We start from the raw sequence: 23,958 nt of genomic DNA on the forward strand, positions 1-23,958 counted from the left end.
GGCGGTGTCGGCGAGCGCGGCGATCAGGGGCAGCGCGGCCTCCGGCGGTGGCTGAGCCGACACCGTGTTGGTGCTGCCCCGGTGTGCTCCCGCGGTGGCTCGGCCTCGGGGCGCTTAGGCTGTGGTGCGGATCGTCCGTGCTGGGAGGCTGTTGTGGATCTGCTGATGTCCGTCCGTGCGGGTCGGGGTTGGACCGTGGTCGAGGTGCGCGGCGAACTCGACATGGCGACCGCCCCGCAACTGCGCGATGGGCTGCAGCAGTTGGTCGATGCCGGTGACCGGCAGGTGGTGCTCGACATGGCCGGGGTGGGGTTCCTCGACTCCAGCGCGCTGGGCGCGCTGGTGCTGATCTTCAAGTCGCTGCGTGAGGTGGGCGGCCGGCTGGGTCTGGCGTCGGTGCAGCCCGCCGTGCGCAGTGTCCTGCGGGTCACCTCGGTGGATCGGGTGATCGACGTCTACGACACCGTGCAGGCGGCCGAAGCCGACGTGCAGTCCGTGGACGGTGCGACCGGCGGATAGTCAGTCGGACGCCCCGCTGGCTCGCTGCGGATCGGCGCCGGCGCTGGTACGCCGGCCCCGCCGGTGCCCGCCATACCAGTCGAGAATCAGCAGGGTCGCGTCGTCGGCCAGGGTCGGCCCGGCCACCTCGAGCACCGCGTCGGCCAACGCCCGGACCGCCTCGCGCGGGTGCAGATCGCCGAGCGACCGCAGCATGGCCAACAGGTCCAGGCTGGCGGCGGTGCGCTCGCGCATGCCGTCGGTGACCAGTACCAGGCGGTCGCCGGGTTGCAGTGTGATCTCCCCCTGGTGGTAGTCGGCCTCGGTGAACATGCCCAGCGGGAAGTTGCGCGGGAGCGGCAGCGGCTGGGCGTCCCCGCCGCGCACCAGCAGCGGCGGCACGTGCCCGGCATTCAGCAACGCGCACACACCGGTGCGCAGGTCGAGGCGGCCGAGCACCGCGGTGACGTAGCTGCCGCGCACGGCGGTGTGTTCGGCCACGGCGGCGTTCGCGGCGTCGGCCTGTTGCACCAGGCCGGCCGCGCGGCGGCGGGTGTTGCGCAGGCTGCCCACGCCAAGGGTGGCCGTCAGCGCGCTGGCCACCCCGTGGCCCATCGCGTCGGTGACGCTGAAGTGCAGCACGTCGCGGCCCAGGCTGTAGTCGAAGGTGTCCCCGCCGATGCTGGCGGCGGGCTCCAGCCAGCCGGACAGGGTGAATGCGCTGGCCTCACAGGTGAACGAAGCCGGCAGGAGGCGGCGCTGGATCTCCGCGGACAGAGTGAACGGGGTGGTGCGTTGCCCCCACTCGAACAGGTCGGTGTGCCGGCGGTTCGCGATGACCACGAACGCCAACGCGTGCGCCGTGCGCGCGATCTCCTCCAGCGTCCGCCCGGTCGGCTCCACGGGCAGCACCATCTCCAGCAGGCCGATCGCCTCACCGCGGTCGGTCACCGGCGCCAACACCGTCCAGGCGTCGGGCTGGGTGAGGACCTGCACGGTCTGGCTGCGCAGCGCCTGCTCGGCGGGGCCGCCGTCGAACGGCAGCACGGTGGCGACCTCGTCACCGTTGCGGCGGGCCCTACCCGCGTCGTCGAACGGCACGTGAGCCAGCCGAACCAGGGCCCGGCCGCCGAGGTCGGCGATCAGGAACGAGACGGTGTGCGCGGCGAGCGCCGCACCGAGCTCGCGGGTGACCGCCTCGACCGCATCCACCGGCGAGGCGTCCTCCGCCGCGTCCAGCATGCCCGCCAGGACCTGACCTTGACTGCTCTCCACCCCCGGAGTCTACGAGTGCCCCGCCGGCCGTCGCTGAACGCGCTCGGTCCGTCGAAGGCCCCCACCGGGGCCGGCCCGGACCGCCGTCGTGTTCAGCGCAGCCCGGCGAACAGGTCGTCCTCGCGCGCCGGCGCGCCGGTGGTGTCGCGGACCCGGACGAAGGTCTCCACCCCCATCAGCTCGGTGAACCGGTCCTGCCCCAGTTGCAGGAAGAAGATGTTCTCGGCCTGGCTGGCGTGCGCGGCCAGGGAGGCGAACTTCTGCGCCCCGTAGGCGCTCGTGTCCACCCAGGTGGTGATCTCGTCGTCGGGCAGGCCGAGCTGCGGCATGTCCTCCGACTGCGCGTCCGGCTCGGGGAACTCGACGCCGATCTCCTTCATGACGCGGCCGAACTCCTGGAAGGCGCTGCGCGGCACGGTGGTCCAGTAGACCTTCGCGGGGATGCCCGTCCGCTCGACGGCGGCCATGGTGATGCGGTGCGCCTGGATGTGGTCCGGGTGGCCGTAGAAGCCGTTCTCGTCGTAGGTGACGACGACGTCGGGCCGGTAGCGCCGGATCAACTCGGCCAGCCGGTCGGCCGCCTCCGTCACCGGCGTGTTCCAGAACGCGCCGGGCAGGTCGTTGGTGGCCCAACCCATCATCCCGGAGTCGGCATAGCCGAGCGTCTCCAGGTGCGTGACCTTCAACGCCTCGCAACTGGCCTCCAGCTCGGCCCGGCGCATCGCCGCCACGGCCTCCGCGTCGTGCCCCGGGTCGCCCGGCTTGATGCCGCCGGGGCCGTCGCCGCACCCGCCGTCCGTGCAGGTCACGAGAACGGTCGTGACCCCCTCCGCCGCATAGCGGGCGAGGATGCCGCCGGTGCTCGTCGCCTCGTCGTCGGGGTGCGCGTGCACCGCCATCAGGGTCAGGGTTCTGTCAGCCACCCCATCACCATACGAGGGCGGTCCGACGCATAGCATTGCCGCGGTCCGGGACGGCTCGGTTGAAACGAGGCGACATGCGGTGGCTCCAGCGGTTGCTGGGTGGCGGGCGGGTCCAGCTCGACCCGGAGCGGCAGCAGAGCCTGCTGGAGGAGGTCCGGCACCGCTACGGCGCCCGCGCGCGGATCCGGTTCGCTGACCAGGTCGACGGCGTCACCCGCATGCTGGACGGCGACGACGGCCTCGTGGTGGCGGCCCGGATCGTCGGCGAGGTCGCCGACGAGGCCCACGCCGACCTGCGGGCCCAGGCCCACGACGTGCACCGGCGGACGGGCCGGCGGCTCCTGGTGCACCGCCGGAACTACCGGCCGCTGTGGAAGGAGGCCGGCCCGGCGTTGCGGTGGCCGCTGTTCGCGCTGCCGTGCGGCTTTCACCCGTACGCGCAGGTGGCCGCCGCCGTCGCGGTGGTCGGCGGCGGGGCGTCCCGGCTCGACCGGGTGACCGACCCGATCCCGGTCGTGACCCGCGTGTTCGAGCTGCTCGACCTCACCACCGCCGGCTGGGAGTACGGCCGGGTGCGGGTGGACACCGACGCCGCCGCCCTGGCCACTCGCCTCATCTCGACCGCGGGGCAGGTCCTCGCGGCCATGGACGACCCGCCCCGGCTGCCACCGGCGATCCGCGAGCTGATGCGCCGCAACAACACCCTCGACGTGTACGACCCGACCGGTCCCCGGGTCGTCGACCGGATCAATCCGGGGGCGACGATGCGGGAGACGCTCCTGGCGTGAGGGCGCCCCGGGAGGTGGCCTCCCGCGTACGGCTGGCCGTGGGTGCCGGCTCGCGGTCGGGCCCGACCGGGCGATCCTGACGGCGGGGCAGCAGCACCGGGCTGGCGAGGATCAGCAGCCCCGCGACGGCGATAGCCGTGCGGGGGCTGGTGGCGTTGGCGAGCAGTCCGCCGAGCGCACTGAGGACGGCGATGGTGGCGCTGCTGCTGATCGACCAGGCCGAGAGGGTGCGGGCGACGCGGTCTCCGGGTGTGTGTTCGAGCCGGTAGGTGGCGAGCACCGGGTTGTACAGGCTCATGCTGATGATGATCGCGAGCTCGACGGCGATCACCGTCGCGAGGCCGGCGATGCCGGGCTGGACGAAGGCGAGGCCGATCAGCCAGACCGCGCGCAGCGTGCCGACGGTACGGAGGATCCGGTGCTGGCCGTACCGCGCCACGACGCGGCGGGCGAGGCGTGAGCCGATGAGTCCGCCGACGCAGGGTGCCGCGAAGGCGAGGCCGTACTGCCAGGGTGGGAATCCGAGCTGGCCGAGCAGGAGCACGGCCAGCAGCGGCTCGGTGGCCATGATCAGCCCGCCGACGAGCAACTGGTTGAGGTAGAGCGCCCGCAGGCCGCGGTGGGTCAGGAGGTGCCGCCAGCCGTCGAGCAGCTCGCCGGCCCGGACCGGCTGCCGGTCGTCGCGCCGCCGGTGTTCCTCCCGGCCGCGGATCGCCGTGATGCCCAGCGCGGACAGCAGGTAGCTGAGCGCGTCGACCACCACGGTGGTCACCGGCCCGACGAGGCCGACGGCCGCGCCGCCCAGCGGCGGCCCGACGGCGATGGCGCTCCACGTCGTCGACTCGAACCTCGCGTTGGCGACGAGCAGGTCGTCCGGCCGGACGAGGGCCTTGAGAAAGGCGCCGCCGGCCGCCTGGAAGGTGATCCTGGCGGCGGCGACCACGGCCGAGACGATCAGCAACTGGACGAACCCGAGCCGGCCGACGGCGTACGCGATCGGGATCGTCATGAGGACCGCGAAACGGGTCAGGTCCATTGCGATCATCACGGGTCGCTTGCGGCGGAACTCCACCCAGGGCCCGAGCGGCACCGCGACGAGGGCGCCGATCGCCGGCCCCACCGCGGACAGCGCGGACACCTGAGCGGGGCCGGCGTGCAACACCAGCAGGGCGATCAGCGGCATCGCGCCGAAACCCAGCGCGGAGCCGTAGGCGCTCACGGCGTAGGCCGCCCAGAGCCATCCGAACTGCCGGCCGAGGGACCGTCTGACCACCACGCTCCGCACCTTCCGCTCGGACGTGTGCCGTTGACGGCGGTGATCACAGCAAGGACGAGGAGGCGGGATCAAACAACCGCACTGGCGGCGAGCCACAACGGTTGGTTGCGCGACTAGGGTCGGCGGGTGGATCTCGACGCCGTGCGCACCTTCGTCGCCGCCGCCGACGCAGGCCAGTTCCAGGTGGCGGCCGGCGCGCTGTCGATCACCCAGCAGGCCGTCTCCAAGCGGGTCGCCGCGCTGGAGAAAGACCTGGACGTGCGCCTGTTCACCCGTACGCCCCGCGGGGTGCAGCTCACGGTCGACGGCCAGGCGTTCCTGCCGCACGCCCGGGAACTCCTCCGGGTGGCGGACCGGGCCGACGCCTCCGTGCGTCCCGGCCGGCGCGCCCTCCGCGTCGACGTCCACAGCCGGCGCACCGCGCCGGCGGTGCTTCTGCAGGACTTCCACCGGACGCATCCGCGGATCGAGTTGGACGTCGTGACCCTGGACGCCGACGTCCATGCCGCGATCGCCGCCGTCGAGGCGGGGACGGTCGACGCCACCTTCCACGCCGTCGCCGTCCCGGCGCGCCAACTACCCGCCGCGATCAGGACCGCCCGCGTGATCGACGAGCACCACGAGCTCCTCGTCGGGCCACGCCACGCGCTCGCCGACGCCCCCGCCGTCACGCCCGCACAACTCGCCGAACACCGCATCTGGATGCCCGGCATGGCCGCCGGCACCGAATGGGCCAGCTACTACGACGAACTCGCCGCCGCGTTCGGGCTCACCATCGACCGGGCCGGACCGGTCTTCGGGAACGAGGCGCTGCTCGCCGAGATCGCCGAGTCGCCGGACCTGGCGACGCTGGCCGGCGAACGCACCCGATATCTGTGGCCGGACAGCTATGACCTGCGGCGCATACCGGTGCGGGACCCCGCGCCGGTATACCCGATGTCCCTGATCTGGCGCGACGACAACCGGCATCCCGGGCTCACCACACTTCGCGACCACCTGGCGGCCAGGCGGGCGGACGCACCCCACACCGAGGTCTGGACGCCGACGAGGTACGAAGGTCAGGGCCTCAGACCGTGCCGGACAGGTACTCCCGGCGTCGCTGCGGTTCGAACTTCTCGATCGCGTACCGCAACATGACCCGCGGCATGGCCCGGTACCGCCGGGCCAGGAACTCCTCCTCCGCCGCCCGGTCACGGTTGCCCACCTCGCGCAGCATCCAGCCCACCGCCTTCTGGACGAGATCGTGCGGGTCGCCCAGGAGCCGTTCACTCAGGCGGAAGGTCCAGTGGAAGTCACCCGCCCTGATGAAGGCGAAGGTGGCCATGACGGCGATGCGCCGGTCCCACACCAGGCTCGACCCCGCCAACCGGTCCAGGACGCTCCGGTCCTTGTCGAGCAACCAAGGCCCGACGATGTACGGAGCGGACGAGTCCACCAGGTCCCAGTTGTTGATGCGGGCCGTGTTCGCCAGGACGAGGCGGAAGATCCGGCCCCGTTCCTCCTCGTCTCCCCTGGTGAACTTCCGCACCAGGATGAACAGCGACGTCAGCCGCTCCTCGTGCACGCCACCGGCCAGCAGGTCCGCCGTGTCGGCCAGGGAGAGGTCCCGCCAGTACCGGGCAGCCACCCTGCGCTGCTCCGGCACCGGCACGCCGATGGTCCGATCGCCCTCGCCGTACCCGCCCGGGGTCATCTGGAGGAACCGGCTCGACGCCTCCGCCCGCCGGGGATCGGCGAGGCGGGCGAGGTCGTGGCGGACATCGGCGGTCGTGGCCATGACTGTGCAACCTACCGCGACCGCCTCCGGCACCGCGGAAATCCCGGGGACGTGGGCGGCGCATCCGGCTAGCCTCCACGGACACCCCGCGCGGAGGAGGGCTCGAATTGGCCGGTGGCCAGATGCACAAGGACGAGGTACGGACGGACGCCGCCCTGGTCCGACGGCTGATCGCCGGGCAGTTCCCGCAGTGGGCGGACCGGCCGCTCACACCGGTGCCCTCCGCCGGCACGAACAACGCGATCTACCGGCTCGGCGACGAGCTCACGGTCCGGCTGCCGCGCATCGACGACGCGGTCGAGCAGGTCGAGTTCGAACACGAGTGGCTGCCGGTCCTCGCGAAGCACCTGCCGGTGGCGGTTCCGCAGCCGTGCGCCGTCGGCCGGCCGGCCGACGGCTATCCGTGGCCGTGGGCGGTCCACCACTGGGTCGACGGCGAACACCCGACCGAGGGCAACATCGATCCGCGGGGCTTCGCCGCCGACCTCGGCGAGTTGGTGGCCGGCCTGCGGCGGGCCGACACCGCCGGGGCCCGCACCGGATACCGCAGCGGTCCGCTCAGCGGCCGTGACGCCTACCTGCGGGAGTGGACCGAGGCCGCCCGCGGCATGGTCGACGTCGACGCTGTCCTGGCGGTCTGGGAGGACGCGCTGGCCGCGCCGGCCTGGGACGGCCCGCCCGTCTGGACCCACGGTGACCTGCTCGCCGGCAACGTGCTCGTCCGGGACGGCCGCCTCCGTGGCGTGCTCGACTTCGGCGCGGCGGGCGTCGGCGACCCGGCCTGCGACGCGATGGCGGCGTGGACCCTCCTCGACACCGACTCGCGAGATCTCTTCCGCGAGACGGCGGGGTTCGACGACGCGACCTGGGCGCGCGGCAAGGGCTGGGCGCTGACCTTCATCAGCGCGTTGACCTACTACCGGGAGACCAACCCCACGATGTACGCGCTCGCGAAGCGGGCGGTCGGCGCCGTCCTCGCCGACCGCAACTGACCGCGGAGCTACGTCTTCACCACGGCCGCCGGCTAGCCGCCCGAGCCCGGCGGGATTCCGTCGGTGGCGGTGCGGCTGCGCCCCAGGGCGTCGATCCGCCCCCATCGGCCGGGGATGTCGAGCAGTTCCAGCCGGCCCAGCCCGGGTGGGAGTGCCGGGTCGATGATGAGGTGCTCGCCGTGGGGTTGCAGGCCGAGGATCACCCGCAGCAGGAGCAGCGGGGTTCCCGCCGACCAGGCCTGGGGGCTGCACGCGGTCGGGTACTCCACGGGGTAGGTGGTGCGGGCCCGCGGGTAGCCGGCGAACGCCTCCGGCAGCCGGCCCTGGAAGTAGTCGGCGGCGTCGAAGACGGCCTGGCAGATGGTGGCGGCCTCGCGGCGGTAGCCGTAGCGCCAGAGCCCCCACGCGATGATCGAGTTGTCGAAGGGCCACACGGTGCCCACGTGGTAGCCGAGGGGGTTGTAGCGGGCGCAGTCGGTGGCGAGGGTGCGCACGCCCCAGCCGGAGAAGAGCCGGTCGCTGAGCAGCAGCTCGGCGATCCGACCGGCCCGGGACTCCTCGACGATGCCGCTCCACAGCAGGTGCCCGATGTTCGAGGAGAGCGCGTCGACCCGGCCTCCCTCCGCGTCCAACGCGAGGGCGTAGTAATCGCCGTCGGCGATCCAGAAGTCCTCGTTGAACCGGGCCTTCAGGTCGGCGGCCTCACGTTCGAGGCGGTCGGCGTAGGCGGGGTCGTTCCAGAACAGGCGGGCCAGCCGGGCGCCCCGGATCTTGGCATCGTAGGCGTAGCCCTGTTGTTCGCAGGTCGCGCGGGGAAACGGGGGCAGGCGCCCGTCGCGGTAGCAGATCGAGTCCGGCGAGTCCTTCCAGCAGTGGTTGACCAGGCCGTTGTCGCGGTTGCGGGTCTCGTACCAGATGTAGCCGGTGCCGAGCAGGTCGCCGTAGGTGTCGATCCAGTCGAGGGCGGCCCGGGCCTCGAACTCGTAGGCGCGCACCACGGCGCTGTCGCCGGTCCAGCGTTCGTACTCGTCGAGCAGGATGACGAAGAGGGGAGTGGTGTCGGCGGCGCCGTAGTACGGCGAGTGGGGTTGTTCCTCGAATCCGGCGGACTCGCCGTAGCGCAGCTCGTGCAGGATCTTGCCGGGTTCCTCGTCCCGGAAGTCGTCGAGGCGGCTGCCCTGGCCGTAGGCGAGCGTGCCGAGGGTGGCGGGCACGAGCTGCGGGGTGAACGGCAGGGCCTGCAGGCAGGTGAAGATGCTGTCCCGGCCGAACACGGTCATGAACCACGGCAGCCCGGCGGCGACCAGTTCCTCCGCCATCGCGATGGACGTGTAGCGCAGCGCGGCCAGGTCCACCAGGCTCCGCCGGTAGGCGGTGGTGATGGACGGGCTGTCGCACTTCAGCCGGGGCGCGGCCGCCGTCCACTGCCGCAACTGCTCGTCCAGCTCGGCCGGGGACCGGGCCTGGCGCAGCTCAAGGCTGTCGCGGAAGTCGCGCTCGTGTGCGCCCAGCACGAGCGTGCGTACGTGCAACCGGGTCTGCCACTCCGACTGCGGCGGTACGCGCACCTCGAACGTCATGCCCTCCGGGTCGACCCGGGCGGGTGCGGAGCTGGAGATCACGGTCTCGCGGTGGAAGCTGTCCCGCTGGTAGCGCAGCCGCAGCTGTCCCTCCTCGACGATCGCCTGGACCGGCGCCTTCTTGCCCTGCGGGTTCTTGATCTCGAAGATGTCGGCGAAGTCGGAGGCCATGTCGACGCGTACCGTCAGGGTCGTCTCCTCGTCGGTGTGGTTGAGCACCGCGAGGTTCTCGGTGAAGCTGCCGCCGATGCTGCGGTCGCGGATCACCGACACCGTCGCGTCGACGTAGTGGGTCGGTTCGCCCGGCACCAGGAAGAAGCGGCTCTCGAAGTAGCGGATGTCGTCCACCGACAACGCGTGCAGCCGTTCTCCGTTCACGCTCAACCGCCAGGTGGACAGGAAGCGGGTGTCGTAGGAGAACAGCCCGGTCGGCACGCTGGGCGACGGGTCCACGTCGCCACGGTCGTCGCAGACCAGGAACGTGTTCCCGTCCAGGATGTTGATCGACTTCCGCATCGCCATCCGGTCACCCCGTCCCGGTCCGCAGGCGCTCGCGCCACGCCTGCCCGTGGGGAGCCCGCCGCTGCGCGCCCTCCCGCGGATCGCCGGTGCCGTGCGGGTGCGGGAAGTAGCGCCGGAACGCCAGGACCAGTCGGGCGTCGCCGACCAGGGTGGCCTCGTTGCGCAGCAGCACGGCCGTGGCGGGGGACTCGCCGCGCACCAGCCGGGCGAACACCGCGGGCGTCGTCGTCAGGACGGCGTCGGCGGACCTGGTGTCCCGGTTCACCACCACCTGGTCCGTGGCGCGGAGGTCGACGTACCAGTGGTCGGTCGAGCCGTGGGTGACCAGGTCCACGCGCAACGTCCCGCGAACGCGCGGTGGCAGCATGGCACGCCCCCGCGCCGGTAGTGCCACGAAGAACGCCTCGATGTCATCGCTCATGCCTGCCCCCGCCCGATTGCAGCCTAAGGCCACGCCACCTGCGAGAACTGCGGTTTGCGTACGTTGCCGGGCGGGCGGTGGCGGGGCTTCGGTCTCCTCGATCCGGTGGGGCACGGCCACGGCGTCGGCGGCGTGTCCGGCCCGGGGGTACCAGGCGGCGAGCGCGGCGACGGCGACCAGGCCGCCGACGAGCTGGGCGGCGATGAAGCCGGGCACGGACGTGGGGGCGATGCCGGCGAAGCTGTCGGTGAAGGCTCGGCCGACGGTTACGGCCGGGTTGGCGAACGACGTGGAGGACGTGAACCAGTAGGCGGCGCCGATGTAGGCGCCCACGGCGGCCGGCGCGGCGGAGGTGCGGCCGGAGCGGGCGAGGGCGAAGACCAGGACGAGCAGGCCGGCGGTGGCGACAACCTCGGCCAGCCACAGCCTCCCGCCGCTGCGCTCGGTGTGGGACACGGCCGCGGCGGCGATCCCGGAACCGACGACCGCGGCCACCAGCAGGGCGGTGCCGGCGAACTCCGCGGAGGCCCGCCGAGGTAGACCGAGGTTCACTCGCCGCCGCCGCCGGCCGCGGTGGGGGTGCCGGGGATGTCCAGCAGCGCGCCGAGCTGGCGGAACGCCTCGGGTCGCGCCCGGTACCAGACCCAGGTCCCGCGCCGTTCCGAGTCGACCAGGCCCGCTTCGCGCAGCAGTTTCAGGTGGTGGGAGATGGTCGGGCCGGACAGGTCGAACGCCGGGGTCAGGTCGCACACGCAGATCTCGGGCACCGAGGCGATCATCGACATCAGCCGCAGCCGGACCGGGTCACCGAGGGCCTTGAACATCGGTGCGACCACGGCCGCCTGATCCGGGTCCATCGGCCGGACCGCGATCGGCGAGCAGCAGGCGACCCCGTTCAGGTCCACCACCGGCAGGGCTTGTTTCGACATGTCTCTAGGTTGACAGATTTCAAAACAGGGTGCAACGTGGGTCCTGCTTCGAAGTTCATCTAGGTAAGCAGGAGGAAGTCATGTCCCGTGTCCAGCTCGCCCTGCGCGTGTCCGACCTCGAAGGCTCCATCGCCTTCTACTCGACGTTGTTCGGTGTCGAGCCGGCCAAGCGCCGCCCCGGCTACGCCAACTTCGCCGTCGAGAACCCACCCCTGAAGCTCGTCCTCCTGGAGGGCGATGCCGGCCGGCCCACCGTCATGGACCACCTGGGCGTCGAGGTCTTCAGCACCGACGACGTCACCGCCGCGACCACTCGCCTCACCGACGCCGGCCTGATCACCCTCGAGGAGAACAACACCGAGTGCTGCTACGCCCTCCAGGACAAGGTCTGGGTACGCGGCCCCGGCGACGAGCCCTGGGAGGTCTACATGGTGAAGGCCGACTCGCCCCAGCTGGAGAAGGGCGCCGAGGGCGCCTGCTGCACGCCGGCCGCCGGGAAGGAGCCGGCGACCAGCGGGGCGACCGCGAGCTGCTGCTGACTGGCCCGCCGGTGCCGACCCATGACCTCGACGGGCCAGCCGGGGGCGCGGCAGGTGGGTGACACACGACGTCGACGTCACCCTTCGGAGCCCGTTTCGCCCCCCGCGCAGCGGGTAGTCGCGGCCTCTCATGGGCCGTGCCACCGGTCCGGCGGTGACGGGCAAGCGATGTTCGTGTCTACCGGCAGGCCAGAGGGGGTGCCCTGAGGATGTGTGGAATCAGCGGGGAGGCCCGATTCGACGGATCAGTGCCGGACGGCCACGCGGTGACCCGGATGAGCGAGGCGATGCGATCCCGGGGGCCCGACGGGGAGGGCCTGTGGAACGACGGGTGGATCACCCTCGGCCACCGTCGGCTGACCATCATCGATCTGTCCGATGCGGGGGCCCAGCCGATGGTCCGGGAGGATCTGGGCCTGGCGCTGGTGTTCAACGGGTGCGTCTACAACTACCCGCAGCTCCGCGACGAACTGCGCAGCGCCGGGCACACCTTCCACTCCACCAGCGACACCGAGGTCATCCTCGTGGCGTACGCGGAATGGGGTGAGGAGTTCGTCCACCACCTGGTCGGGATGTTCGCGGTCGTGCTGGTCGACCGGGAGCGGCGCCGGCTCGTGCTGGCCCGGGACCGGCTCGGCATCAAGCCCCTCTACCTCGCCGAGTCCCCGGGGCGGCTGCGGTTCGCCTCCACCCTGCCGGCGCTGCTGGCGGCCGGCGACGTCGACACCGGCATCGACCCGGTGGCGCTGCACCACTACCTGTCCTGGCACTCGATCGTGCCGGCGCCCCGGACCGTCCTGCGGGGGATACGCAAGCTGCCGCCGGCCACCGTGAGGGTGGTGGAGGCCGACGGGCGCAGCCGCGAGCACGTCTACTGGCGGCCCGACTACCAGCGGGACCCGGCGCACGCCGGCATGGACGCGCGGGACTGGCAGGCCGCGGTCGGCGACGCGCTGCGCACGGCGGTGCGGCGGCGGCTCGTGGCCGACGTGCCGGTCGGGGTGCTGCTCTCCGGCGGGCTGGACTCCAGCATGATCGTGGCCCTGCTCGCCGAGGCGGGGCAGCACCACCTGCAGACGTTCAGCATCGGCTTCGACAGCCGGGGCGGCGAGAGCGGCGACGAGTTCCACTACTCCGATCTGGTCGCCCGTGCCTTCGGCACCGACCACCACCGCATCCAGCTCTCGAACGACGACCTGGAGCCGGCGGTCCGGCGGACGATCCTGGCGATGACCGAGCCGATGGGCAGCCACGACGTGGTCGCCTTCCACCTGCTCTCCGAACAGGTGGCCCGGCACGTCAAGGTGGCGCAGTCCGGCCAGGGCGCCGACGAGGTGTTCGCCGGCTACGGCTACCACCAGCCCCTCACGGAGGTGCCCCGGGACGGCGCTGCCGAGGCGTTCGCCGAGGCGTTCTTCGACCGGAGCCACGCGGAGCTGGACCTGGTGGTCGAACCGGCGTCCGCCTGCGGCCACGACGCCAGCCGGGAGCTGCTCGCCGCGCACCTGGCCGCCCCCGGGGCGCACACCGCGCTCGACGCGGTGCTGCGCCTGGACACCCACCTGATGCTGCCCGACGACCCGGTGAAGCGGGTGGACAGCATGAGCATGGCGTGGGGGCTGGAGGTGCGCACCCCGTTCCTGGACCAGGACCTCGTCGCCCTCGCGGCCGCCTGCCCACCGGAACACAAGGTGGCGCAGGGTGGCAAGGGGATCCTCAAGGAGGTGGCCCGGGAGGCGCTGCCCGCGGAGGTGGTCGACCGGCCCAAGGGCTACTTTCCGGTGCCCGCCCTGCGCAACGTCGACGGGCCGGTGCGGCACCTCGTCACGGAGGCCCTTGCCGCCCCGGCCGCACGGGACCGGGGCCTGTTCCGGCCCGAATACGTCGCCGACCTGCTCGCCGAACCGGACCGGGCGCAGGCCGCCGCCGGCAGCAACAAGCTCTGGCAGCTCGGCCTGCTGGAACTCTGGCTCCAGTCCCACGGCATCCGCTGAACGCGGGGCGGGCCGCCGTCAGCAGTCGAAGTACAGGGCGAACTCGTGCGGGGTGGGGCGCAGGCGCACCGGGTCGACCTCGTTGGTCCGCTTGTAGGAGAGCCAGGTGGAGATGAGGTCTGGGGTGAACACGCCGCCGTCGAGCAGGTAGTCGTGGTCGGCCTCGAGCGCGTCGAGGACGGCGGGCAGGCTGCCGGGGACCTGCTTGACGTCGCCCCATTCCTCCGGGGGCAGGTCGTAGAGGTCCTTGTCGATCGGGGCCGGCGGCTCGGTCTTGTTCTTGATGCCGTCGAGGCCGGCCATCATCATCGCCGAGAACGCGAGGTACGGGTTGCTGGACGGATCGGGGACGCGGAACTCGACGCGCTTGGCCTTGGGGTTGGCCCCGGTGACCGGGATGCGGGTGCAGGCGGAGCGGTTGCGCTGGGAGTACACGAGGTTGACCGGGGCCTCGAAGCCGGGCACGAGCCGCCGGTAGGAGTTGACCGTGGGGTTGGTGAAGGCCAGCAGCGAGGGCGCGTGGTGCAGGAGGCCGCCGATGTACCAGCGGGCGGTGTCCGAGAGGCCGGCGTAGCCGGTCTCGTCGTAGAACAGCGGCTTACCGCCCCGCCAGAGACTCTGGTGGGTGTGCATGCCCGAGCCGTTGTCCCCGAACAGCGGCTTGGGCATGAAGGTGGCCGTCTTCCCGGCGGCCCATGCCTCGTTCTTGATCAGATACTTGAACAGCTGCAACTGGTCGGCCGAGTGCAGCAGGGTGGAGAACTTGTAGTTGATCTCCGACTGGCCGCCGGTGCCGACCTCGTGGTGCGAACGCTCCACGGTGAACCCGGCGTCGATGAGCCGGCGGACCATGGCGTCGCGCAGGTCGGCGTAGTGGTCCACCGGCGGGACGGGGAAGTAGCCGCCCTTGTAGGCGGTCTTGTAGCCCCGGTTGCCGCCTTCCTCCTCGCGGCCCGAGTTCCAGGCGCCCTCGATGGAGTCGATGTAGTAGAACGACTGGTGCGCGGAGGTCTCGTGGCGGATGGAGTCGAAGATGTAGAACTCCGCCTCGGCGCCGAAGTAGGCGGTGTCGGCGATGCCGCTGGCGGCGAGGAACGCCTCGGCCTTCTTGGCCACGTTGCGGGGGTCTCGGGAGTAGGCCTCGCGGGTGAACGGGTCGTGGATGAAGAAGTTCAACGCCAGCGTCTTCTGCGCGCGGAACGGGTCGATGAAGGCGGTCGCCACGTCGGGCAGCAGCAGCATGTCCGACTCGTGGATCGCCTGGAAGCCGCGGATCGACGAACCGTCGAAGGCCAGGCCGTCGGTGAACAGGCTGTCGTCGACGGATTCGACCGGCAGGTTGAAGTGCTGCATCACGCCGGGCAGGTCACAGAAACGTACGTCGACGAACTTCACGTCCTCGTTGGCGAGGTAGCGCAACAGTTCCTCGGGATTGGCGAACACACGTCCCCCTGACACTCGACACGGCGGTTGAGCGCCCGGGATTACCCGTTCTGAGCCCGCATACACCCGAATCGGGTGCTCCCGGCGGCCGGACCGCCGGGAGCACCCGGTCCGCTCAGGGCAGCTCGGGCGGGTCGAGCCACGTCCAGGTGACGCCGTCGGTGGAGAGCCAGGCGCCCCTGCTGTCCGGCCAGCCCGTCTGCACGTACCCGTCGGGCAGCGGGCGGGGGTCGGCGCCGGGCTCCAGTGGTGCGGGGCGCAGCGTCGCGCCGGCGTCGGAACTGGCGAACATCAGCGGGTTCTCCCGGGCGGAGATGCCGGCCTGCACCACCAGCACACCGTCGGGCCGCACCGCCGCGCGGATCGTGCGGTCGCCGACCGGGGCCGTCGAGGCGGTCCGCGTCCAGGTGCCTCCGCCGTCCGTGCTGCGCCAGACCACCAGGGCGCCGCGCACCCGGCCGAGCGCGTAGACGGTGCGGCCGTCCCGGGTGGCGACCGCCGGGCCGCCGACGTCGTCGGAGGCGCTCAGGTCGTCCGGGAACTCGTGCCGGGACCAGGTGCGACCGCCGTCGCGGCTCACCTCCACGGCGCCGCCGGTGCCGACGATCCGGCCGTCGTGCTCGGTGCGCTCACCGGTGAACCCGCTGACCCACAGACCGGCCGCGGCGGGCACGCTCTCGACCACCACCGCGTTGCGCAGGGCCGACCTACGGGTGAGCTGCGCCAGGTCGCCGGTGGCCGGGTCGGCGGCGATGATCGGGTCGTACGTGGGGCCGGGCTGCCGGCCGAGGACCCGCCAGCCGGCCGGTAGGGCGTCCACGGGCCGCACGGTCACCTCGCGCCAGGTGGTCCCGCCGTCGGCGCTGGCGATCCACCGCGCGGACCTGCCGTCCGGGGCGGACCGGGACAGGTAGCGGGCCACCACGGTGCGCGGTCCGGCCGCCCTCAGCTCCACCGTGGCGTCGGCCGCCACGGGCAGCGGACCGGTGCGCCAGTGCCGGCCGCCGTCGTCGGTGCCCGCCCACCTCGGGGGACAGCCCCGGCACTCGGTCCAGACCAGGTAGACGTGGGTCAGGTCGCCGGCGGCGGGCCGGCCGGTGGCGACCTGCGGGCCGGTGCCCGGGGTCGGTGTGCCACCCGGGGCGGGGATGAACTCCGGCGTACGGTCGGCGGCGAACCGGCCCACCGTCGGGCCGGAGTCGCCGGACCGGGCCGCCACGGCGGCCCCGGAGCCGGCGAGCAGCAGTGCGACCGTGGCGACGGTCACGATCTGCCGCCGGCGACGGCGCCGGCGGGCCGCGGCGACGACCTGCTCGAAGTGCGGCTTGAACCCGGCCTGGGCGGCCGCGTTGAGGCCGGCGAAGTTCAGCTCAGGCATGGCGGGCCTTCCGGTCGGGGCGGGTCGGGACACCAGCGGAGGCGGCCGGCGCCAGCGGGACGGGGTCGTCCTCGCCGAGCTGCTCGGCCAGCGCGCGGCGGGCCCGGACCAGCCGGGTCTTCACGGCCTCCACCGAGCAGCCCATGGCGAGGGCCACCTCGCTGACGGGCAGGTCGGCGAGGTGGTGCAGCACGACGGTCTCCCGGGCCGCCCGCGGCAGCTTCTGCAGCGCCGCCACCAGCGCGACGTGGTCCGGCGACAGCGCCGGTGCGCTGGGCTGCCCCGGGTCGAGGCGGCCGGAGCGGACGAGCCCGTGCAGCAGCATGCGGCGGCGGTGCCGGGACCGGGCGACGTTCAACGCCACCGTCCGCAGCCACGCCTCCGGGTTGGTCACCTCGCGGAACCGTCCCGGCCGGGCCAGCGCCCGGACGAACGCCTCCTGCACCACGTCCTGCGCCTCGGCGTAGTCACCGGTCATGGCGTACGCCTGCGCCACGAGGCGGGCCGCCGAGGTGGCGTACACCTGCTGATCTGTTGCTGTGGCTCCACATCGTCCCCTCCCGTGTCGGTCACTCCACCCGGTACGACCGGCGGGCGGGCCGCGCGGTGACATCACCGCCGGGCGGACACCCGTCCGGCGCTGGTGAGGATGACGAGCTGCTGGGTCGCCCGGGTCATCGCGACGTAACGGTCCACCGCTCCCTCGATGCCGCCGCCGAACGCCTCGGGGTCGACGAGGACGACCAGGTCGAACTCGAGCCCCTTCGACAGCTCCGGGGTCAGCGACCGGACCCGGGGCGTCTCCCGGAACGTCGGGTCGCCGATGACGCAGGCGACCCCCTCGGGGTGCGCGGCGAGCCAGGTGTCGAGGATCGAGTCCAGGTCGGAAACGGATCCGTGTACGACGGGAACGCCGCTGCCGCGGATGGAGGCCGGCACGTTGGCGTCCGGGAGCACGGCCCGGATGACCGGCTCGGCCTCCGCCATGACCTCCGTCGGCGTGCGGTAGTTGATGGTCAGGGTGGCCAGGCTGATCCGGTCGAGCCCGATCCGTTCGAGCCGTTCCTGCCACGACTCGGTGAACCCGTGCCGGGCCTGGGCGCGGTCCCCGACGATGGTGAAGCTCCGGGACGGGCAGCGGAGCAGGAGCATCTGCCACTCGGCGTCGGTCAGCTCCTGGGCCTCGTCCACGACGATGTGCGCGAACGGGCCGGCGAGCAGGTCCGGGTCGGCGCCGGGCAGCCCGGCCTCGTCGACCAGGGCGTCCTGGAGGTCCAGTTGACGCAGGCTCGACAGCACACCTTCACCGTCGTCGTAGGCGTGGGCCTCGATCAGCTCGTCGACGACCGTGGCCATGCGTGCGCGTTCGGCCGCCACCGTGGCGTCGTGCCGGCGCTGACGCCCGGACGCCTCGGGGTCGCCGAGCCGCTGCCGTGCCGCGTCCAGGAGCGGCAGGTCGGACACCGTCCAGGCCCGGGCGTCGGCACGCTGCAGCCGCCGGACCTCGTCCGGGCTGAGCCAGGGGGCGCACCTGCGCAGGTAGGCGGGGACCGACCACAGGTCTCCGACGAGGTCGGTCGCTTCGAGCAGCGGCCACGCCCGCTGGAAGGCCGTGCGCAGCTCCCGGTTCCGCAGCAGTGACCGGCGGAGCTGGTCGGCCGGTTCGTCGCCGTCGTGCTTGTCCATGAGGATCGTGAGCAGCTCCGCCCAGATCTGGTCGCGCGCCTCGTTGTGCGGGGTGCCGGGATCGGGTGCGTCGAACGCGGCGGCCCAGTCGTCGGCGCTCAGCCAGATGTCGGACTCGTCGGTCGTGACGGTCATCCCGGTGGCCGGCGGCTCCTCGTAGAACCGGACGGCCGCGTCGATCGCCGTCACCAGCCGCGCGGACGACTTCAGGAGTGCCACGTCCGGGTCGGTCTCGACCGTCGCGGCGGCGCCCTCGGGGACGAGGTCGCGCAGGGTGCAGGTCTGCACCTCCTCCTCGCCGAGGCTGGGCAGGACGTCGCCGACGTACGCGAGGTAGGGCTGGTGCGGCCCGACGAACAGCACGCCGCCCCGGCGGTGGCCGAGGTGCGGGTCGGCGTAGAGGAGGTAGGCGGTGCGGTGCAGGGCCACGACGGTCTTCCCGGTGCCCGGACCGCCGTCCACGACGAGGGCGCCGCGGGATCCGGCCCGGATGATGGCGTCCTGGTCGGCCTGGATGGTGCCGAGCACGTCCCGCATCCGGTTCGACCGGCTGCCGCCCAGGCTGGCGATGAAGGCGGACTGGTCGTCGAGCGCGGCGTGCCCGTCCCACCCGTCGGAGGTGAACACCTCGTCCCAGTAGTCCGTGATCCGGCCCTGCGTCCAGCGGTACCGGCGGCGGCTCGCCAGGCCCATCGGGTTGGCGTGGGTCGCGCCGAAGAACGGCTCGGCCGCGGGGGAGCGCCAGTCGAGCAGCAGGCGCCGACCCGCGCTGTCCGTGAGGCCGCGCCGTCCGATGTACACGGGCTCGCTGCCGTCGGCGCCGACCATGCGTCCCAGGCACAGGTCCACGCCGTAGCGGCGCAGGGTGCGCAGCCGGGCGGTCAGCCGGCGGACCTCCTCGTCCCGGTCGGACGCCTGCCGGCCCTTGCCGCCGGGCGCCCGGCGCGCGGCGTCGAGGCGGTCGGACAGGTCGGCGGCCAACCGCTCGATGCTCTCCGCCATGGCCGCGAAGTGCTCCTCGTCGCGGGCGATCAGGGTCGGGTCGGCCTTGGGCGAGAGACGGTCGGGAAGGTCGAACACGCTGCTGGTCAGGGGATTCAACGCACCATTTCCGATCTGGGGCCGCGGCGGCGCCGCCGGGTCACCGGCGCCGGTCCGCCACCCCGTTTCCGCAGGTGGACGGCTTCGGCCGGTGATTCTGCGGCACCACCGGGGTCTTGCCGCAAGCCCCCCGGTGCGGTATACGTTGGAGGTGGAAGGGAGCAGGTGCTCCCTTTTTTTCGTGTCGAGGCCGGCGCCCCGGGCCCGCTCGGTGCGACCCCTGGGGCGCCGGCGCGGTCAGGGCAGCGCCTTCAGGAACGGACCGTGCTGGAGACGGAACTCCCAGCCGTAGTACCGGTCCCAGTTGATCGACCACGTCATCAGGCCGCGGAAGCCCGGGTTGGTGCCGCTGCGCGGTGTGTAGCCGCCGCAGTTCTGGCCCCGGACCAGGCAGGTGACCGCCTGCTGCACGCCGGCCGGGGCGACGTAGCCGTTGCCGGCGCTGGTCGACGACGGCGCGCCGAAGGCGACCTGGTCCTCCCGTAGCGGCGGGAAGACGGCGCCGGCGTTCCCGGCGACCGGAAAACCGGCGAGCAGCATGTCGGTCATCGCGATGTGGAAGTCCGCGCCGCCCATGGTGTGGTACTGGTTGTCCAGCCCGACGATCGGGCCGGAGTTGTAGTCCTGCACGTGCAGCACCGTGAGGATGTCGCGCAGGGCGTGGATCACGGGCAGGTACGACCCGGCACGGGGATCCTGCCCGCCCCAGGGGCCCGGCCCGTAGAACTGGTAGCCGAGCTGCACGAAGAACGTCTCCGGCGCCATCGTGAGGACGAACCCGGCGCCGTAGCGCTGCTTCAGGGTCCGGATGGCCGCGATGAGGTTGACGACCACCGGGGTGGTGGGGTTGCGGAAGTCGGTGTCGCCTGCGTTCAGGTAGAGGGAGTGGCCCTCGAAGTCGATGTCGAGGCCGTTGAGGCCGTACCGGTCGATGATCGCGGACACGGACCGGACGAAGGTGTCCCGGGCGGCGGGCGTGGTGAGCTGGACCTGCCCGTTCTGGCCGCCGATGGACAGCAGCACCTTCTTGCCCTGCTGCTGCTTGGCCCGGATGGCGGCGGTGAACTCCGCCTCGCTCTCGACGGTGGGGCACTCGGCGACGGGGCAGAGCTGGAAGCGGATGTCGCCGGAGGAGACCGAGGTGGGCTCACCGAAGGCCAGGTTGACGATGTCCCAGTCGGCGGGCACGTCGGCCATCCGCAGGTAGCCGGAGCCGTTGGCGAAGCTGGCGTGCAGGTAGCCGATCAGCGCGTGCTTCGGCAGCCCGCCGGCCGGCGGCGGGGTCGTCGGCGGTGGCGTGGTGGGCGGGGTCGTGGTCGGCGGTGCGGTGGTCGTCGGCGGGGTGGTCGGGTTGCCGCCGCCGCACGGTGCGCCGTTGAGGGTGCAGTCGGTGGGCGAGCCGGACCCGGTGGCGAGGAAGCCGAACGACACCGAGGCGCCGGGGGCGACGGTGCCGTTCCAGGACCGGTTCGTGAACGTGTGCCGCTGGCCGACGCTGCTGACCGTGGCGTCCCAGTACGAGCCGAGGGTGGTGCCCGCCGGCAGGGTGAAGGCGACCTGCCAGCCGGTGATGGTGCTGGCGCCGCCGTTGGTGATCGTGTATTTGCCCTCCCAGCCGGTGCCCCAGTCGGAGGTCTTGGCGAAGGTGGCGGTGGGGCCGGCGGCCAGCGCCGGTGCGGCGAGCGCCACGGTCGCGGCGGCGGTGGCGAGCGCCGCGAGGGCGGCCAGGAACGGGGTACGGGCGGTGCGGTGCATCCGGTCCTCCCGGTACGGGGTGGGCCGTCGGACGTATCGACGGATGCACAATTATTAGGTTTGTTAACTGTAGCTGTCCAGGACCCTCTGTCGCCGTGGTCACTTCCGCCGGTGGATGGCGGCGCACCGTGGTTGGATGGCGGGATGGGTTTCACGGTGACGGACGTGCCCGAGCGGGAACGGTTCGAGGCGCGGGACGAGACGGGCGCGACGGCCGGCCTGGTCACCTACCAGCTGACCGGCACCATCATCGCCTACACCCACACCGAGGTCGCCCCGGAGTTCGAGGGGCAGGGCGTCGGCTCGCTCCTGGCCCGGGCCGTCATGGACGACGCGCGGGCCAACCGGCGGACCGTGGTGCCGATCTGCCCCTTCCTGAGCGGCTGGCTGGAGAAGCACCCCGAGTACGACGGCATCGTGGCCCGCTCGACCCGCAAGGTCAAATAGCGGACGGCCTCACTCCGCCGAGCGGGTGAGGACCGGCGACGCGCCGAGCGGCGGCGACGAGATCGCGGTCTCCGTGCCGTCGCCCCCGCGGACCGGAAGGGCGACCGCCGGGCTCTCTGCCACGGCGTGCCGGCGCCCGGCGCGGACCACCGCTGCCGCCGCCGCCACCGCGGTCAATGTGATCATCGCTGCCTGCAGCAGCGACCGCCGCCTGCTCCGTCGACGCTTCATTGTCGTTGCCTCCTGGCGCTCGCGTCCTGTCCCGTTGTCATGATGAGGGCGTCGGACCGGCCGTTCGGGACGTTTCGGAACTTCGCCACCGCCCGGGTGAAGTCCCGTCCGGCCGCCGCCGTCACACCGGATCCGCCCGGCCGCGCCGGGGGCCCGCGCGGCCGGTCTCGCCCCGGATCGGCAGCCAGTAGAAGGGGATGAACGCGGCGATCACCGCGACGCCGAGAGCGGGAACGAGGGCGCCCACGTGACGGCGTACCGGAAGGGGTTGGCGGGCCGGTCGCGGCCCGCCAACCCCCGACAACCGGTGCTACTTGCCGCCGCCGGCCCGGAACGCCACCCAGGCGTCACTCATCCGGTCCGCCTGTCCGGCCGTGAACATGTTCATGCAGGAGTCCTGCGTGTAGTCCATGAAGTTGTGGATCGGGTCCAGCCCGGGTGCGGTGCAGGTGTCCGCGCCGATCGGGCAGTCGAACTGCGGCCCCGCCTCCCGAGGGGTGTCCGCCACGAAGTCGCCCGAGGCGGAGCACCCGTGCGCGAACGTGTGTTCCAGCATCAGCCAGTGCCCGACCTCGTGCGTCAGCGTGTCGCCCAGGGCGTACTTGCCCGCCGTTCCGCCCGGCATCGACTCGTCGAGCATCACGACGCCGTCGATGTAGTCCCGGCCGTTGTTGTAACCCTTCGGGAAGTACGCCCAGCCGAGGAGGCCGCCGCCGATGTTGGCCGCGTACACGTTCAAGGTGCGGGCGTCGCCGGTGTACAACGCCTTCTTCATGTCGCGCTCGTTCTTGCCGGGCACGACCGTGTACCAGTCGCTGTTCACCGTCCACGTCGTCCCGACCAGCGAGAACCGGAACGGGGTGTCGGAGGCGTCCGCCGCCGTGCGGCCGGCGTACGAGTCGTTGAGCACCGTCATCTGCGCCGCGATCAGGGTCTTCCACCGGTTGGTCTCGGCCGCGCTGAGGGCGTGGTCGGAGACCATGTGGAAGACCGTGGGCACGGTGACGCTGCCGTTGGGCAGGCGGGGCGAATCCTTGATCACGCCATAGGCGTTCGCCTCGTTCTTGGCATACAGCTCGGGCTCCTGCGCGGTGGCGCCCTTGCTCACCCGCGCCGCGCCGTGCCCCTCGCCTGGGGCGCACGCCGTCACGCCTGCGGAGGCGGTCACGGACGCTGCCGTGCCCGCCGCCGCGGATGCTCCGCCGGCCCCCAGGAATGTCGCCGCGGTGGCGGTCAGGACCGCCAGTTGGAACGTTGGTCTTCTGTGCATCGTTGCACCTTTCGCCGGGATGGTGTCACCGGCCCGGATGGACGGAGGCGGCCGCCAGCCGGTCGGTGACATCGTCGTCCCGGTATGAGAACACGCCGTTGACCTCAGCAAAAGGCCCCATCAGGTCGCCTTCGCACCCGGCGGGTGACAGGCCGCCGCCGGCATGGGAACCTACCGGTCGGTAACGTTCTCGGCGGAAGGCAGTGACATGGCGGACCTGACAGCTCTCGCGGATCCGGGCGGGCAGCAGCCGGCGGCGCTCGACCCAGCCGTCGTGCGCCGCGCCTGGCGGGTGACCGAGCCCCTGCACGCGATGATCTACTTCGTGCCGGAGGCGCACGAGCGGTACGCCGCCCTCGGCCTCCCCGCCCCGGCCGGCTACTTCGCCTCCCGCGCGGCCGCCCTGGGACCGGTCGGCCCCGGCCCGGTGGTGGCCAGCTTCTTCAACTTCAGCCCGGACCTCGTGGCCCGGGTGCTGCCCGCCGCCTGGGAGCGGGCGACGCCGGCCGCCGTGCTGGCAGCCCGGTGGGATGCCGCCGACGCGGCCCTGACCCGGGCGCTCGGCGAGGCGGTGCGGGCCCCCGAGCTGGTCGAGGCCGCCGAGCTGGCCCGGCGCGCCGCCGAATCCGCCACGGCGCACCCCGAGGGGCGGCCGCTGTTCGCCGCCCACGCCGCGCTGCCCTGGCCGGACCGGCCGCACCTGATCCTCTGGCAGGCCCAGACCCTGCTGCGGGAGTTCCGCGGCGACGGGCACGTGGCCGCCCTGGTGCTCGCCGGCCTGACCGGGCTGGAGGCACTGGTGCTGCACGTCGCCTCCGGCGAGGTGCCGGTCCGCTTCCTGCGCCGCACGCGGGGCTGGACCGGCGAGCAGTGGGCGGGCGCGATCGAGCGGCTGCGCGGGCGCGGGCTGGTCGAGGGCGACGAGCCGATCCTGACCGACCGCGGACGGGCGCAGCGCGCCTGGATCGAGGCGGCCACGGACCGGCTCGCCACCCCCGCGTACGCGGTGCTCGGCGCCGACGGCTGCGCCCGCCTCGCCGACCTGACCCGGCCGCTGAGCCGGGCCGTCGTCGACGCCGGGCTGCTCGACGTCGACAACGCCGTGCCGCCCGCGCCCCGCGCGGGGTGAGCCG

At 72.6% G+C, this 23,958-nt stretch carries 23 protein-coding genes and 1 pseudogene; 8 read left to right on the forward strand and 16 right to left on the reverse strand.

Annotated elements, in window-relative coordinates; translation table 11 throughout:
• Positions 1 to 165 precede the first annotated feature (165 nt).
• Positions 166 to 519: an STAS domain-containing protein gene (locus ABZS80_RS13310; RefSeq protein ID WP_355055936.1), complete on the forward strand. Its 354-nt coding sequence runs from the start codon at positions 166 to 168 to the stop codon at positions 517 to 519.
• On the opposite strand, the gene ABZS80_RS13315 is transcribed toward ABZS80_RS13310, so the two are convergent.
• Together ABZS80_RS13315 and ABZS80_RS13320 are read right to left on the reverse strand one after the other, a co-directional pair.
• Positions 520 to 1,773: a PP2C family protein-serine/threonine phosphatase gene (locus ABZS80_RS13315; RefSeq protein WP_355055937.1), complete on the reverse strand. Its 1,254-nt coding sequence runs from the start codon at positions 1,771 to 1,773 to the stop codon at positions 520 to 522. It lies immediately after the preceding gene.
• A gap of 92 nt (positions 1,774 to 1,865) precedes the next feature.
• Positions 1,866 to 2,696 (reverse strand): PIG-L family deacetylase, encoded by an 831-nt coding sequence (locus ABZS80_RS13320; RefSeq protein ID WP_355055938.1) that lies wholly within the window; start codon positions 2,694 to 2,696, stop codon positions 1,866 to 1,868.
• 74 nt (positions 2,697 to 2,770) lie between these two features.
• Here ABZS80_RS13320 and ABZS80_RS13325 point away from each other — a divergent pair, with 74 nt between their 5' ends.
• Positions 2,771 to 3,484 (forward strand): hypothetical protein, encoded by a 714-nt coding sequence (locus ABZS80_RS13325; protein ID WP_355055939.1) that lies wholly within the window; start codon positions 2,771 to 2,773, stop codon positions 3,482 to 3,484.
• Here ABZS80_RS13325 and ABZS80_RS13330 read toward each other — a convergent pair.
• Entirely contained in the window at positions 3,444 to 4,760 is a 1,317-nt protein-coding gene (locus ABZS80_RS13330) for an MFS transporter (RefSeq protein ID WP_355055940.1), read from the reverse strand. The genes ABZS80_RS13325 and ABZS80_RS13330 overlap by 41 nt on opposite strands.
• A 126-nt stretch (positions 4,761 to 4,886) precedes the next feature.
• On the opposite strand from ABZS80_RS13330, the gene ABZS80_RS13335 reads away from it, so the two are divergent.
• Entirely contained in the window at positions 4,887 to 5,897 is a 1,011-nt protein-coding gene (locus ABZS80_RS13335) for a LysR family transcriptional regulator (protein ID WP_355055941.1), read from the forward strand.
• Here ABZS80_RS13335 and ABZS80_RS13340 read toward each other — a convergent pair.
• Positions 5,827 to 6,537, reverse strand: coding sequence for a DNA alkylation repair protein (locus ABZS80_RS13340; protein WP_355055942.1), 711 nt, complete (start codon positions 6,535 to 6,537; stop codon positions 5,827 to 5,829). The two genes, ABZS80_RS13335 and ABZS80_RS13340, sit on opposite strands and share 71 nt — an antisense overlap.
• 122 nt (positions 6,538 to 6,659) lie before the next feature.
• Here ABZS80_RS13340 and ABZS80_RS13345 point away from each other — a divergent pair, with 122 nt between their 5' ends.
• A complete protein-coding gene (locus ABZS80_RS13345; protein ID WP_355055943.1) occupies positions 6,660 to 7,529 on the forward strand; it encodes an aminoglycoside phosphotransferase family protein in 870 nt (289 codons plus the stop codon).
• Positions 7,530 to 7,561: 32 nt separating this feature from the next.
• Here ABZS80_RS13345 and ABZS80_RS13350 read toward each other — a convergent pair whose 3' ends face one another.
• The 4 genes and pseudogenes from ABZS80_RS13350 to ABZS80_RS13365 form a co-directional block, all read right to left on the reverse strand.
• Positions 7,562 to 9,625, reverse strand: a complete 2,064-nt coding sequence (locus ABZS80_RS13350; protein WP_355056042.1) for a glycogen debranching N-terminal domain-containing protein — start codon at positions 9,623 to 9,625, stop codon at positions 7,562 to 7,564.
• A gap of 10 nt (positions 9,626 to 9,635) precedes the next feature.
• Positions 9,636 to 10,052: an SCP2 sterol-binding domain-containing protein gene (locus tag ABZS80_RS13355; RefSeq protein WP_355056043.1), complete on the reverse strand. Its 417-nt coding sequence runs from the start codon at positions 10,050 to 10,052 to the stop codon at positions 9,636 to 9,638.
• Positions 10,053 to 10,160: 108 nt separating this feature from the next.
• A pseudogene (locus tag ABZS80_RS13360) lies at positions 10,161 to 10,604 on the reverse strand (aquaporin); the annotation flags it as partial.
• Complete coding sequence (locus tag ABZS80_RS13365) at positions 10,601 to 10,981, reverse strand: metalloregulator ArsR/SmtB family transcription factor (RefSeq protein ID WP_355055944.1); 381 nt, start codon at positions 10,979 to 10,981, stop codon at positions 10,601 to 10,603. The pseudogene ABZS80_RS13360 and the gene ABZS80_RS13365, both read right to left, overlap by 4 nt.
• A gap of 80 nt (positions 10,982 to 11,061) precedes the next feature.
• Between ABZS80_RS13365 and ABZS80_RS13370 the strand changes: the two genes are divergently transcribed.
• Together ABZS80_RS13370 and ABZS80_RS13375 are read left to right on the forward strand one after the other, a co-directional pair.
• Positions 11,062 to 11,520 (forward strand): ArsI/CadI family heavy metal resistance metalloenzyme, encoded by a 459-nt coding sequence (locus ABZS80_RS13370; RefSeq protein WP_355055945.1) that lies wholly within the window; start codon positions 11,062 to 11,064, stop codon positions 11,518 to 11,520.
• Between the two features lie 209 nt (positions 11,521 to 11,729).
• A complete protein-coding gene (locus ABZS80_RS13375; protein ID WP_355055946.1) occupies positions 11,730 to 13,514 on the forward strand; it encodes an N-acetylglutaminylglutamine amidotransferase in 1,785 nt (594 codons plus the stop codon).
• 18 nt (positions 13,515 to 13,532) lie between these two features.
• Here the strand turns inward: ABZS80_RS13375 and glnA are convergent, their stop codons facing one another.
• The 5 genes from glnA to ABZS80_RS13400 form a co-directional block, all read right to left on the reverse strand.
• On the reverse strand, positions 13,533 to 14,957 hold the full coding sequence (glnA, locus tag ABZS80_RS13380; RefSeq protein ID WP_355055947.1) for a type I glutamate--ammonia ligase: 1,425 nt from the start codon (positions 14,955 to 14,957) through the stop codon (positions 13,533 to 13,535).
• A gap of 115 nt (positions 14,958 to 15,072) precedes the next feature.
• Positions 15,073 to 16,335, reverse strand: coding sequence for a sialidase family protein (locus ABZS80_RS13385; RefSeq protein WP_355055948.1), 1,263 nt, complete (start codon positions 16,333 to 16,335; stop codon positions 15,073 to 15,075).
• Positions 16,328 to 16,858, reverse strand: coding sequence for a sigma-70 family RNA polymerase sigma factor (locus tag ABZS80_RS13390; RefSeq protein ID WP_355055949.1), 531 nt, complete (start codon positions 16,856 to 16,858; stop codon positions 16,328 to 16,330). Before ABZS80_RS13390 ends, ABZS80_RS13385 begins: the two co-directional genes overlap by 8 nt.
• Before the next feature lie 89 nt (positions 16,859 to 16,947).
• Positions 16,948 to 19,101, reverse strand: coding sequence for an RNA polymerase recycling motor ATPase HelR (helR, locus tag ABZS80_RS13395; RefSeq protein WP_355055950.1), 2,154 nt, complete (start codon positions 19,099 to 19,101; stop codon positions 16,948 to 16,950).
• Positions 19,102 to 19,359: 258 nt separating this feature from the next.
• Complete coding sequence (locus ABZS80_RS13400) at positions 19,360 to 20,877, reverse strand: cellulose binding domain-containing protein (RefSeq protein WP_355055951.1); 1,518 nt, start codon at positions 20,875 to 20,877, stop codon at positions 19,360 to 19,362.
• Positions 20,878 to 21,021: 144 nt separating this feature from the next.
• Between ABZS80_RS13400 and ABZS80_RS13405 the strand changes: the two genes are divergently transcribed.
• Positions 21,022 to 21,324: a GNAT family N-acetyltransferase gene (locus ABZS80_RS13405; protein ID WP_355055952.1), complete on the forward strand. Its 303-nt coding sequence runs from the start codon at positions 21,022 to 21,024 to the stop codon at positions 21,322 to 21,324.
• A 9-nt stretch (positions 21,325 to 21,333) separates the two neighbouring features.
• Here the strand turns inward: ABZS80_RS13405 and ABZS80_RS13410 are convergent, their stop codons facing one another.
• From ABZS80_RS13410 to ABZS80_RS13420, 3 genes are all read right to left on the reverse strand, one after another.
• Positions 21,334 to 21,510, reverse strand: a complete 177-nt coding sequence (locus tag ABZS80_RS13410; RefSeq protein WP_355055953.1) for a hypothetical protein — start codon at positions 21,508 to 21,510, stop codon at positions 21,334 to 21,336.
• Between the two features lie 166 nt (positions 21,511 to 21,676).
• Positions 21,677 to 21,802, reverse strand: coding sequence for a hypothetical protein (locus tag ABZS80_RS13415; RefSeq protein ID WP_355055954.1), 126 nt, complete (start codon positions 21,800 to 21,802; stop codon positions 21,677 to 21,679).
• Positions 21,803 to 21,865: 63 nt separating this feature from the next.
• On the reverse strand, positions 21,866 to 22,723 hold the full coding sequence (locus tag ABZS80_RS13420) for a zinc metalloprotease (RefSeq protein WP_355055955.1): 858 nt from the start codon (positions 22,721 to 22,723) through the stop codon (positions 21,866 to 21,868).
• Between the two features lie 310 nt (positions 22,724 to 23,033).
• On the opposite strand from ABZS80_RS13420, the gene ABZS80_RS13425 reads away from it, so the two are divergent.
• The gene (locus ABZS80_RS13425) at positions 23,034 to 23,954 is read left to right on the forward strand and encodes a hypothetical protein (RefSeq protein WP_355055956.1); all 921 of its coding nucleotides are present in this window, start codon (positions 23,034 to 23,036) and stop codon (positions 23,952 to 23,954) included.
• Positions 23,955 to 23,958: the final 4 nt, after the last annotated feature.

Origin of the sequence: Micromonospora sp. NPDC005305, assembly GCF_040607315.1 — a bacterium.
GTDB lineage: Bacteria > Actinomycetota > Actinomycetes > Mycobacteriales > Micromonosporaceae > Micromonospora.

What these genes read in the sequence shown, in the direction of transcription:
- ABZS80_RS13365 (WP_355055944.1), bottom strand. Translation starts at nt 10,981, where the DNA reads ATGTCGAAACAAGCCCTGCCGGTGGTGGACCTGAACGGGGTCGCCTGC.
- ABZS80_RS13370 (WP_355055945.1), top strand. Translation starts at nt 11,062, where the DNA reads ATGTCCCGTGTCCAGCTCGCCCTGCGCGTGTCCGACCTCGAAGGCTCC.
- ABZS80_RS13340 (WP_355055942.1), bottom strand. Translation starts at nt 6,537, where the DNA reads ATGGCCACGACCGCCGATGTCCGCCACGACCTCGCCCGCCTCGCCGAT.
- ABZS80_RS13400 (WP_355055951.1), bottom strand. Translation starts at nt 20,877, where the DNA reads ATGCACCGCACCGCCCGTACCCCGTTCCTGGCCGCCCTCGCGGCGCTC.
- ABZS80_RS13355 (WP_355056043.1), bottom strand. Translation starts at nt 10,052, where the DNA reads ATGAGCGATGACATCGAGGCGTTCTTCGTGGCACTACCGGCGCGGGGG.
- ABZS80_RS13345 (WP_355055943.1), top strand. Translation starts at nt 6,660, where the DNA reads ATGCACAAGGACGAGGTACGGACGGACGCCGCCCTGGTCCGACGGCTG.
- ABZS80_RS13385 (WP_355055948.1), bottom strand. Translation starts at nt 16,335, where the DNA reads ATGCCTGAGCTGAACTTCGCCGGCCTCAACGCGGCCGCCCAGGCCGGG.
- ABZS80_RS13350 (WP_355056042.1), bottom strand. Translation starts at nt 9,625, where the DNA reads ATGCGGAAGTCGATCAACATCCTGGACGGGAACACGTTCCTGGTCTGC.
- ABZS80_RS13410 (WP_355055953.1), bottom strand. Translation starts at nt 21,510, where the DNA reads ATGATCACATTGACCGCGGTGGCGGCGGCGGCAGCGGTGGTCCGCGCC.
- ABZS80_RS13375 (WP_355055946.1), top strand. Translation starts at nt 11,730, where the DNA reads ATGTGTGGAATCAGCGGGGAGGCCCGATTCGACGGATCAGTGCCGGAC.
- ABZS80_RS13325 (WP_355055939.1), top strand. Translation starts at nt 2,771, where the DNA reads ATGCGGTGGCTCCAGCGGTTGCTGGGTGGCGGGCGGGTCCAGCTCGAC.
- ABZS80_RS13405 (WP_355055952.1), top strand. Translation starts at nt 21,022, where the DNA reads ATGGGTTTCACGGTGACGGACGTGCCCGAGCGGGAACGGTTCGAGGCG.
- ABZS80_RS13425 (WP_355055956.1), top strand. Translation starts at nt 23,034, where the DNA reads ATGGCGGACCTGACAGCTCTCGCGGATCCGGGCGGGCAGCAGCCGGCG.
- ABZS80_RS13310 (WP_355055936.1), top strand. Translation starts at nt 166, where the DNA reads ATGTCCGTCCGTGCGGGTCGGGGTTGGACCGTGGTCGAGGTGCGCGGC.